This is a genomic window from Malaciobacter mytili LMG 24559, from assembly GCF_003346775.1.
Lineage (GTDB): Bacteria > Campylobacterota > Campylobacteria > Campylobacterales > Arcobacteraceae > Malaciobacter > Malaciobacter mytili.
Genome location: NZ_CP031220.1, coordinates 96,272 through 108,398, shown reverse-complemented (window position 1 = coordinate 108,398; position 12,127 = coordinate 96,272). Strand labels below are relative to the sequence as shown.

The window sequence follows — 12,127 nt, the reverse complement described above, 5'->3', positions numbered from 1 at the left end:
AGAAACTAAAGCAGAAGTTAAAAAATTTGAAAGTAATCCTCATGAAAAGGTTTTAGAAAAACTATTATATGGACTATATAATAATAAATATCCATCAGGATTTAAAACAGAAGTTGTTAATGAAGAGTACAAGAATGATGGTCTTTATTTTAAACTAATGAATAGAGTGGTTGGACTAGGATATATAGGTGAAATTTGGGTAATAGAAAGTACAGAAGGAAGAGCTAATTTATATGAAGAAATGTTTGCAGATAAAAATATATATTTAATATCATTAGAAGCAGATAAATTAGAGGAAAAAGGTCAATCTACAAGATTGTTTGTTATAAGGGCACAATAATGGAACTAAATAAAATCATTAATAAAATAAGAGATTATTTAAATAACATTAAAAGTGGTAATGATGATATAACAGTAACCGCACTTCAAGGTCTTAAATCAAGTGAAACTAAAAGAAAAGAAAGAAATAAAAAATTTAAATTTAGAATGATACTTATTTTGATAATTATACCACTTGTATTTTTCTCTTTAGTTGTTTTATGGAAAGCAATGAGATTATATTACGCACAATTTGATGAAACAAAAATTACTAAGCAAATCCCTAAAAAAGAAATTAAAATGGAAATCAATAGTTTTACAAGATGGCAAGACCAAAAAGACAAAGAAGATGTAAAACTAAATAAAAAGTTAGATGAAATAACTACTCTTACAACTCAAAATAAAATAGAGTTAAATGAAAAAATAAATGATACTAAAAAGGAATTAGTAGAAAATTTTGGTTCTGTTAAAAAAGAAATTTTAGATGCAATGACTGAAAAAGATAAAAAAACACAAGAACTTGTTCAAAGTATAAATATTAAAAATCAAGAATTGGTTTCAGAGATAAAAGATAGTCTAAATTCTCAAATTAATAATGTAGATAATAAATTTGCAAAAAGTTTAGAAGAATTAAAAAACAAAGCAAAATTAACTCAAATTAAACCAATAATTAAATTACCTGACTTGCCAACAAATGTAACTAAATCTTCAACAGTTGTTAATAACGGAAAAGAAATTGAGAAAAAAGAAATTTTAAAAGAAGTAGAGATTGAAGTAGAAGAAGAAATAGCAGTTGCAGATTATGGTATTGAAACATTGACAAAAATAGAGGAGAATAAGCCAAAAGAAGAGAAAAAAACATTACCTTCATTTTTCTTAATGCCTGGATTTGCTAAAGGTGTAATTGTAGCAGGGGCAGATGTTCCAACATTAATGCAAGCTGCAACAGAAACAAAACCAATTTGGATATCAATTAGTAGTGAACAATTAATGGCAAACAATGAGTATGCAAATTTTCAAGATTGTTTGGTAGAAGCAACTGCATCAGGTGATTTAGGACCTTCAAGAGCAAGAGTAAACATGGAAAAGATTTCTTGTATTATGACAGACCTTGATGGAAAGAAATACAGAATAAACACACAAATAAAAGGTAATGTATATGGTGAAGATGGAAAACTTAGTGCAAAAGGTAGATTAGTAAGTAAAGAGGGGGAGATTATAAAAAAAGGTGTCCCTTTAGCAACTCTTGAAGGACTTATTTCTGTTTTAGCAAAAGGAAATAGTTACATATTCCCAACAAACAGTAAAGACGGAGGAACAGATACAGCAAATCCAATGTTAGAATTTACTAATGCAGGAGCCAATACAAGTAGTAAAATTCTTTCAAAATTTTCAGAGTATTATTTAAAAGTTTTAGAAAATTTAAATCCATATGTAGAAGTCAAAGCAAAAAGGGAAGTTACACTAGCATTTAAAGGTGGTGAATTATTAACTCCTGTTGAATATGAAAACTTTGATGTAGGATATTTTGTTAATAAGGAAATTTACAATGAAGAAAATTATTAATTTAGTTTTAGTATTCATAATACTTTCATTTACTGGATGTAGTTATTTTAATATAGGGGAGCCAATGGGTTCTTGCGAAGAGCAAGGATGCAATTATGCAGATGCAGGGATTTGTGGTGATGTGTTTAATATTTATAAAACAAGATATAAAGATATAGAAAAGTCATATGAGAACATTGATTGTTCAAGATGTAAAGGTAAAAGATAATGAGAAAGATAGTATTGGGAATTAGTACAATAAGTTTAATCCTTTTTACTGGTTGTTCAACTAAACAGATTGACAAAGAAGTAGAAATTGTAAAAAACTATAAACCTTATAATTTTAAATATAGACCGATTATTAATAGTAAGCATGAAGATGCAAAAGTAATAGTAGACCAGGGAGTAGTTTTAAGAGCTTGGATAAACACATATAAAATAGGAAGAAACACTTTAGTTCCTGCTCATTATATTTATTTGAGAGTTAAAGAGCCAGATTTTATTCCTCAATATGCAGTTCCACCAGTATTTGGAAAGAAAAAAATGTTGGAAGAACAAAATAAAAAATTACCTTTTATTGTAAGTAATGATGAAGTAGATAGAACTGATATGAAAACAAATGAGAATATATTGAAATACTCAAATAGTTACTATGACAAACAAGACAAAAAAAATGAAGAAGAAAGAGTTAAACAATCAAAAAAATTTGATGAAACAATCAAAAAATTTTTAAATGATAGAAAGTAGTATGAGTAGAATAATTGAAAAAACGGTTTTTGAAAATTTCGAAATAATTATAGTCGATAAAAGTTACATTGCAATAAAAGATGAATCATTGATTGATATTTTAAAATATGCAAATAAAAGTAGAGTTAGATTTCATATAAAAAGAATATTACAATCGAAAGGTTTACCTGAAACACCTATAACAATAGAAAAAGGTAAGAAAACACAATATTATTTAAGTAAAAGAAACATTGAGGTTTTACTTTCAAAGAGAGCAGAAAAATATATAGGGGATAAAGATAAACAATATAAAAAAATTGATTTACTTTTTAAAAAAATGGGGAGTCAGTTTTTAGGTGTTAATGATGCTGATTTACAGATACCTTCATTGGATGAATTGATTAAAGTTAAGAAATTTATTGAGTATATGATACAAAATCAGAATAGTTTACAAACTATGTAGTATTATTTAATTATTATATTATAGATATAATAATATAATATTAATTTAAAATTAAATAAATAATATTGGAGAATGTAATGTTTCAAAATTTGAAAAATGGTTTTAAAAAGACAAAAGATAAAAGAGTTAAATTTAATGCCATTTTTGGGGGATTGATTCTTGTCTTTGTGTTATTTTGGATGCTGTACTATATTAATGCAAAAATTATTTATGAAGTATATAAAATAGAATTATTTTTAAATTATTTAAAGAATTTTTATTTATTAATTGTATTTTTATTAATATCTTCTTATTTTGCAAATAAAATTTATTTTTGGCATTTTCAGAAAGATAAACTACTAGATGTTATAACAAAAGAACAAACAAATAAGAGTACTCTTACTATATTTGAAAAAATTGAACTAGTTACATTTTTATTATATAAAGATTTTCATTTAATACTATTATCAATTATGTTTATCTTAGTATTGACAAATTACAAAATAATAGATGTATATACATTTCCAATAGTTAGTTTAATAACAATATTTATTTATTTAAGAATTTTGATAAATAACTACAAAAGAATAGATTCAAATATATTACTGAATATAGAATATACAGGAATAGTAACTGATTACTCAACAAAAGAGGAAAAATAATGTTAAGAATATTAATATTGCTATTTTTAGTAGCAGTTAGTAGCTTATTTGCGGGTAGTTATACACCAACAGGAACTTCATACATTACAGATTTTCCAGTTTTTGTTGTAGGTGATGTACAATCAATTGAGAGTGCTTTTAAAGTAATTAGTAAATTAATGACAGATAAAACTACAATTGAAGCAATAATATCAGGTATAGTTGTTCTATTATATTTTATAAGTACATTAAAGTCTGCAAAACAATCAAACATATCTTCAATAACTTACAACACAATATATTTAATGTTTGGGGCAATGTCACTAAGTGGAATATTATCAGTAAGTGTGCATATTGAGGATCAAAGAACAGCAATAGATTATACTAAATATGGTGGAGTAAATTATGCAAAAGTTGACAATATCCCATTCCCAATTGCTGCTATTATTAGTTTATCTTCTACAATTACTTTAACTTTAGAAGATAAAGTTAATGATGCAACTGTTGATATAGATTCAGATGGGGTAAGCCAAAGAGCAATTGGATTTGCAAATGCATTTAATGATGTACAAAGAATAGTAAATTATGTAAAATTTGGTAATGATAAAAAGAGTAGTGATTATGAAAGAGCATTAATCGAGTATGTTTCTACATGTGTATTAGAACATGCATACTATAATGGAAATGCTGACATAATGAGAAGTGTTAGAAATCCTTCACAAGATATAATAAAAGAACTTGATGCAACAAAATTAAATATTACTTTAGCGAGTGCAAATTTTGTAGATTCGGATAGTAATAATTATTCTACATGTGGCGAAATATATAATTTTCTAACTACAAACTATTCAGAAGTTGTAGATATTACAATAAAAAGTCTTGAAAATTCTGTTCAATCAGCAAGTGAGTTTGATGATTTAGCAGAAGTTACAAAAATGAAAATTGCAGATTCATTTATATCTGGTAAAGTAGGGCAGTACAAAGCTTTTATATATAACGCAAGTACTATTGGTCCAATTTCAAGAGCAATAAGAAATTCATCTGGAACAACAACTAGTGGGCAAGATTTAGCCAATTCAATTACTTTAGAAACATCAAAAGCTAAAATACAAGCAGAAGGAATAGGTCAATTTAAATGGCTTGCAGAAGTATTACCTATGGGATATCATTTCTTAATGGGAATTATTTATGTGTGTGGAATTTTTGTACTTATTATTTCTATTGCTTTAGGTTATGAAAAAGGCTTAATGTTATTATCAAATTATGCACAAGGGTTATTGACATTTGAATTTGTGCGAGTTGCGATGGCTCTAGCAAATAATCAAGTTATACAATATTCAAAATTTCATGCATCAGATGTGTTAAGTGCATTAGGGAGTAATTTAGCAACAGTAGAAAATATACCATATTATCTTAATTATATGGCTACTATGGCAGGAATTGCAGGAATATTAGGAGTATCAGCAGTTTTTTTAATACCAACAATTGTTTTCACTGGAAAAGTAGCTGCAGCTGCAGGAGCATTAAGTGGCTTATCAGGAAGATATGCAGGAAATGACATTGATACTGCATTGACAACAACAAGTCAAGCAAGTGCAAAAAATCAAGCATATGAGGACATGTTAAAACAACATGCATTAGAAAAAGCAGGTTATACTCCTGGAAATATGGCAGTTGGAGATTATTACAATCAATTAATGAATGATTTAAATTCAACAAGTACGGGTTTAACATTAGCATCTAATAATCATTTGTTAAATGATGCAGCAAGAGGAAATGCAATGAGTTCGTTAAAAGATTTGACATCGAGAAGTATTGTTGGTTCACAAAGTACTTTTGAACAACATAAAAATGTTGGTATAGCTGAGGGTAACTCAGCAGTTGGGAATATTAGTGGAGTTTCATCATTTGTTTCAGATAATGGAGCAGATAGTCTAAGGCAAGCTTCAAAGTTGCAAGCATTAAAAGAAAAATATAGTGCAAAAACAATGTCGGAAGAATTAACGGAAGCTAATGCAATAGCAACTTCAATAGCATCTACATCAATGCAAATAGGACAAGATGTACAACAATTAAATTCGAGAAAAGATGCAAAATTAATTGGTGAAGATAATAAGATAACTGATTTAACAAAAAAAAGTATGGAAAATAGATTTGATAAAGAATCAAGAGAATTTGCAGGGGTAGGTAAGGCAAATTTAACTTTACAAGATTTGCAAAATTTTGAAAACATGGCAAAGGGTAAATTTGAAGAAGCAGCAATTTCTGCAAGTGTTTATAATAAAGAAGCAATGGATAATAAGGGAGAACTTACAAAAGAGTATAAAGAAGGATTAAAAGGAGCAGAGGGTTCAAAAATTACTTCAATGATTTCAACTGCAAAAGTATTTGGTAAAGATGGATATCAAGCACAAGTAGATTTTGCAGCTAAGCAAGCAGCTAGTAAAACTTCTGAATCTAAATCAGACTTAGAAGGTAAATTGAAGACTCCTTATTATGATGAAAAAACAGGTATGCTAACTACAGAAGGATATGAAATATTAAAATCTTCTTCACAGTATAAAACACAACAAATGATTGGATCTGCAAAAGGACTGAAAAACGTAATTGATAACAAAGAATATTTAGAAGACTACATAAAAAAAGGATTGACAGCAGCAAAAAAAGAAAATGAAACACGATTTAAAGATGTTTTTGAAGATTTAAAAAAATCTGGATTAGTTAATGGAACAGTAGATAATTATACTGTTGATACAGATAAGTGGGTAGAAGCCAAAGCTTTTTTAAATGCAAATAATATGAATAGTCAAAATGCATTAGTAGCAGGTGGTATGGTTTTAAGTGGTGCACTAGGGAAAAATTCTTCAGTAGTTGCAACTTCACAAAATAGTTTAACAACTGGAAATAGGCAAGAAACTAATGAGGATGTGCATGTTAAAAATCAAGGGAATCAGCTTAATTATAATCCATTGATAGATAATTTAGGTTTAGATACACTTGGGGAAATTGCAACTGGCTTACTTCAAGGTGCAACTGTACTTGCAGCTTTAGACTTTTTATCAGGGGGAAAAGTAAGAAAATCATTTGGTAACCTAAAAGAAAAAGCAGCGGATATAAAAGATGGGTATACAGGTAATGTTAGAGGGAAAGGAGATGATGGAAAAGAAAAAAAATTTAATCCAAAGAGCAATATTGATGTCGATGAATATTTAGAAAATAATATAGGTGCTAAAAGTAGAGTGGATTATCACTCTTCTTCTAGTGAACGACCAGTGAAAGGATCTCTTTTAGAAGTAGATGGTCTAGCACCATCTGGCATCAAAAATACAGAAAGTACAGTTAATACAGCTAGACAAACATATACAACTAGTGTCCAAAATAAAACTGATAACATAAAAAACTCCTCTTATAAAGATAATGACATTATAACACAAAAAGATGGGGAGATAAACACTGATTCAAATAAAATTAGTGAAACTAGACAAAAAGCAATGGATAATTGGTTAGATGAAAAGAAAAAATTATTTGATGCAGGTACAGAATCAGGATTAGCAGAGATTAAAAGATTGGAAGGTTACAAAGGTAAAAACTTAGAAGAACTTAGTGATTTTGATAAGAAAAAACTTGGTTTAGATACTAATGCATTAAATAGAATTGGAAAAATAGAAGAACATATAGATAGATTCGGTATGTTTTCAGATATTGCTGAGAAATTCAATAAAATGCCTTTTATAGGGAAATTACTTGCGGTTGGATCAATAGGTTTGGCAGCGGCAGAAGCAAACGACCATTTTAATAATGGAAATTATACAAGAGCAGCTTTTACACTTTCTTCTTCAGTTGATCCAACTGGTGCAAGTGATATGGCATTGGCAGTAATGGACAGTCAACAATTAAAAGAAATTGCAAGAAGAGGAAGAGAAGAACAATATATAGGACATTCATTAGGAACAGAATTATCTGGTGCTTGGGATAGAACAGTAGATGGATTTAGTAGAATGTTTGGGTTAGATAATACAAATACTCAAAGGGCAATTCAAGAAGACATGTCAAATGGGAATTTTACAAGTAGTCTTCAACAACAAATTTCAACTTTACAACGCCAAAATTTACAAGCATTACATACAAATAATAGTGCGATGCATCTAAATTCATTAGGTGGGGAAGTAAATATTGGACAAACAATTGACAGAATGGCAAGAATAAATGGCATGCCTACAAAATTGCCATACGATGATTTACAACAAGCAATGCAAAATAACAATTTCAGAAATAATTTTGCAAATGCAATTGCAGGAAGTAATTTTGGAAATGGGCAAGAAATCGACAACTCATTAACTACTAAAGATATGTTACTAGATCAAATACAGACTAGATTTAATATACAGGAAGCTTATGCAATGGGGCAAGTAAGAAATGTAAATATGCTTTCTTCTATGACGGAAGAAATGATGCAAAGAAATGAAGATTTAAGTGATGGACTAGAGAGTGCAATTGAAGAAATTGAAAAAGCAAATAAAAAAATTGAAGAAATGAATTAAGGAGAAAAAAATGAAAAAAAATATTTTAGGGTTAACATTAGCATTTTTATTAGGAACAAACTTAGTTGCTTCACCAAATAATGTTGCAACATTGACAGATATTAAAGAGAGTATTTATTATTTGATTTTAGATTATAAAAAAATAAAATCAGAAAACAGTGAATATGCTAAAAAGTTAAATGAACTAAAAGAAAGACTTGATGAAGAGATAAAAAAGAATGAAAAATTAAAAAATGAAAATCATAAAAAGTTTGAAAATATTGATATTAGAATAAATGAATATAGAAATTTAGTGACTAGTATAAAAAATGATAAATCTGTTGAAAAAGAGGTTATTAGTGAAACTTCTAATAAAACAACAACTGCAGATAAAATAATATTAGATTATTTAAATAACAAATAGTAGGTAAAAAATGGGTAGATTAGATAATGATATATTTAAAAGCATAGGCAAAAAACTAACTAATTTTATTGTACCAACACAAATAGTAAAAAGGGATGAGAAAGAATTTACTAAAGAGCAAATACAAGCATTGTCAGAGAAAAATACAATATCAAAGCTTATGTTTCATAGAACTTACTATGAGATAGAAAATGAAGGTTCTGAACCAATTGGTTTATATTTAATGGCAGATGGAAGGTATGGGGCAGTTTTTGAAGTATATCCACCTCCATATTTATCTGAAAAAATAGAAAATGACATAATCTCAATGCTTGGAACAATAGTAAGAGATAATACTGTAGTTTATATTAATACTTTTGCAGGTAGAAATATAAAAAAATATCTTGATGGTTATAAAGAAGCACATAAATTAGATGAAAAACTTAATCTTAAAAATCCACAGATTTTAAAAGATTATGTAACTAATAAAATAGAGTACTTAAATAGATGGAGAGATCAATCTATTCTAGGTAGAGATTCTGATATGAAAATAAGAGATATTAGAAATACAATCTCAGTATTATTTCCATATGATACAGATGAGTTTACTATACAAGAACAATATAACCAAATATTAGGAATTCTAAAGCAAATGAGAGGTAGATGTCTGCCTGCAAGTGAATTTATTCCACTTATTAAAGAGTTCATCAATCCAGAGTTAGGTGAATATGAAGATAGTAATGATCCAATAACAAAAATAAATACACAAATTACAAAAGGTGCAAGAATTAGATTAGATGATGAAAAAGGTATTCTTCATTTTGGCAATAATGAAACTTGGAAGGCAAAAGTACTAACGACTGATAAGTTTCCTCCATTCGTAGATTTATTCAGTTATCAAAATGCTTTTTTTGATGTTATGGGTGATGATATACAAATGCATTTGCCTGATCCATTTATGATATCACTTACAATTAAATTTACAAATGTTGAAAAAAGAAGAAAACAAATATTAAAAAAAGCAAAAGCTAATTATAGACAGACAGCAACATTAGGTGTAAAATTAGAAAAAACCTTTCCTGATATTAAACAGTTAAAAGATGAGAGTGAAGCAGTAATTGATTTAGTTCAAATGCAAGGAGAATTTCCATTAGATGCAAAATGGGATTTAGTTGTATGGAGTAAAAATTTGAATAAATTAAATCAATCAGTAGGGGCAATAAAAAAAAGTTTTGAAGCAATACAAGGAAGATGGTTATTAAAAGAAGAAACATTTAGTCCAATCTGTTATCAAATATTTATACAATCAATACCATTGAATTATTCGGATTTAATACAAGATAATATTAAAAAGATGGATTTAACTTTTAAATCAAATAATGCACAAATTGCACCTCTAATAAATGATTTTTCAGGTTTGAGTTCGAGAACTCCATCGCATATTTATGTTGGAAGAACTGGTAAATTAATACCAGTTGATTATTTTGCAGGAAATGAAAATTATAATGTTGTAGTTATTGGTCCACAAGGTTCTGGAAAATCATTTTTTTCAAATGATTTACAAGCAAATGGAATGGCTGCAGGTTGGGATATTAGATTAATTGAATTTGGTAAAGGTTATCAAATATTTAATAGTAACATTGGAGGGCAATATTTAATTTTTGAAGAAAATAATAGTAAGTGTTTAAATTTCTTTACATACATTAATACTTCAAAAGTTACTATTGATGGGAAAGAAGTAGAAATTATACATGAAGATGAATACGATACTATTATTCCTTGTATTGGTTTAATGATGGGTATGTCGTTAAAAAATGTTTACAAATCAGATATAAGTGAAGAAGAAAAATTAAAGTTAACAACTTATACAAATATAATTAGAAGAGCAGTTGCACATGCATTTGCAATTCATCATAAAAGTGCAGGAATGAAAGAGGTAGGAGAGGCATTAGAAGATTTTAGAAAAGATTTAGTTTCTAATGTTGAAGATAGAGATGTAAATATGCAAGAAATTAATATTTTGCACATGATTATTACAGCTTTAGAAAATTATACAAAACCTGGTTCTCCTTACTTCAAATATTATAATGGGATTAATAATGTTGATGTTACTTCAAAACATTTCGTTGCAGAATTAGATGAAATAGCAGATAAGCCAATCTTGCCAGTTGTTGCGATGGGACTATTACAAAGAATGGCACAAGAAGCTTTTGTTGGTTATTTAAAAAATAAAGGTACTTCAAGAATTATTGGAATTGATGAAGCTTGGAAAGTACTTAATAGTAAAATATTCGTAGAGTTCTTAGAAGATTTTGCAAGAAGAATTAGAAAGTATAATGGAATGACTCTTATTATTACACAAAGAACTTCGGACTTTTTTAGTAATAAAGCAGCAGAAGTAATATACACAACTGCATCATTTAAAATATTTTTACCTTCATCAAATCAAACTATAGAAACAGATCTTAAACATAAATATATTTCTTTGAATAATTTCCAAACTAACTTATTTAAAAGTACAAAAACTAGACCACCACACTACAACGAGGCATTTATACAATATCAAAATGCTACTTTTGTAGTATTAACAAAAGTAAATGTTGATGATTATTGGACTTTTACATCAAAACCTTCAGATAGAACACAAATTGAAATAATTAGAAAAGAAAAGGGATATAGTTTATCTGATGCAGTTTGGTATTTAGCAAGAAAGAGTGAAGGTCTAAAAGAAGAAGAAATACAAAATAGATTTAATATAAGAAAGAAAAAAGGCAATTATGATATTGATTGGAACGACTTTTTTGCAGAAACATTAAATAAAGAGAACATATTAATATCTGAACAAAATATTTATAATATAGAGAATAAAGAATCAATAGGTAAAGAACTTCTATTAAGAATAAAGTATAAAGGTCAATATTATACAAATGGTTTTTTCAAAACTGCTTCTAAAGATAAAAACTTTTATATTGATATCTCAAAAATATTTGTTGATAAATGTTTGAGATATGCTACTTTTATAGGAAGTTTAAATGAAAAATTATCTATTAATTTAGATATAGATGAAATCAAAAATAAGAATTTCCAAAAATTTTTATATGATTCAATAGATGCATTAGAAGACAGGGTAAAAGAAAAATTAATTTTTGATGTTATGTTGAATTATGAGACAAAAGAAAACATAAATGAGTTAATATCTTTTGCATTTAAGTTAAAAGAAAAAGGTGTTCAAATTGCACTTGATAATATTGATTTTGGACATTTAGATATAAAAACTCTTATTTCGTTAAAACCATCACAATATAAAATTAATCTTGAAGATTTAAAAGAAATATTAGAGGATGAAGTTTCATACATACACGCAAAGTCATTAATATATGCTTTATTGAATAGTTCAAAAGATGTAAAAACTGTATTAGTAAGAGTTGAGAATAAAGAAGATGAAGAGTTGTTAAGGGAATTTGATATTAAGTATGCTCAAGGTTATTTATATGATAAACCACAAATAGTTGATTTTAAATAAAAATAGGAT

At 27.5% G+C, this 12,127-nt stretch carries 9 protein-coding genes; all 9 read left to right on the top strand.

What is annotated here, in order from left to right; all coding sequences use genetic code 11:
• The first annotated feature begins 157 nt into the window (after positions 1-157).
• The 9 genes from AMYT_RS14460 (at position 158) to AMYT_RS14420 (ending at position 12,118) form a co-directional block, all read left to right on the top strand.
• The gene (locus tag AMYT_RS14460; protein ID WP_114843324.1) at positions 158-340 is read left to right on the top strand and encodes a hypothetical protein; all 183 of its coding nucleotides are present in this window, start codon (positions 158-160) and stop codon (positions 338-340) included.
• Positions 340-1,884 carry a TrbI/VirB10 family protein gene (locus AMYT_RS14455; RefSeq protein ID WP_114843323.1) on the top strand — a complete coding sequence of 515 codons (1,545 nt, stop codon included), beginning with the start codon at positions 340-342 and terminating at the stop codon, positions 1,882-1,884. Before AMYT_RS14460 ends, AMYT_RS14455 begins: the two co-directional genes overlap by 1 nt.
• The gene (locus AMYT_RS14450) at positions 1,868-2,092 is read left to right on the top strand and encodes a hypothetical protein (RefSeq protein ID WP_114843322.1); all 225 of its coding nucleotides are present in this window, start codon (positions 1,868-1,870) and stop codon (positions 2,090-2,092) included. Before AMYT_RS14455 ends, AMYT_RS14450 begins: the two co-directional genes overlap by 17 nt.
• Positions 2,092-2,610 (top strand): hypothetical protein, encoded by a 519-nt coding sequence (locus AMYT_RS14445; RefSeq protein ID WP_114843321.1) that lies wholly within the window; start codon positions 2,092-2,094, stop codon positions 2,608-2,610. Before AMYT_RS14450 ends, AMYT_RS14445 begins: the two co-directional genes overlap by 1 nt.
• Positions 2,597-3,052, top strand: a complete 456-nt coding sequence (locus tag AMYT_RS14440) for a hypothetical protein (protein WP_162919528.1) — start codon at positions 2,597-2,599, stop codon at positions 3,050-3,052. Before AMYT_RS14445 ends, AMYT_RS14440 begins: the two co-directional genes overlap by 14 nt.
• 77 nt (positions 3,053-3,129) lie before the next feature.
• A complete protein-coding gene (locus AMYT_RS14435) occupies positions 3,130-3,693 on the top strand; it encodes a hypothetical protein (RefSeq protein WP_114843319.1) in 564 nt (187 codons plus the stop codon).
• Positions 3,693-8,213 carry a conjugal transfer protein TraG N-terminal domain-containing protein gene (locus AMYT_RS14430; protein ID WP_114843318.1) on the top strand — a complete coding sequence of 1,507 codons (4,521 nt, stop codon included), beginning with the start codon at positions 3,693-3,695 and terminating at the stop codon, positions 8,211-8,213. Before AMYT_RS14435 ends, AMYT_RS14430 begins: the two co-directional genes overlap by 1 nt.
• Positions 8,214-8,223: 10 nt before the next feature.
• Positions 8,224-8,616, top strand: coding sequence for an LMBR1 domain-containing protein (locus tag AMYT_RS14425; RefSeq protein ID WP_114843317.1), 393 nt, complete (start codon positions 8,224-8,226; stop codon positions 8,614-8,616).
• A gap of 10 nt (positions 8,617-8,626) precedes the next feature.
• Positions 8,627-12,118 (top strand): TraG/VirB4 family ATPase, encoded by a 3,492-nt coding sequence (locus tag AMYT_RS14420; RefSeq protein ID WP_114843316.1) that lies wholly within the window; start codon positions 8,627-8,629, stop codon positions 12,116-12,118.
• The last annotated feature ends 9 nt before the right edge of the window (positions 12,119-12,127 follow it).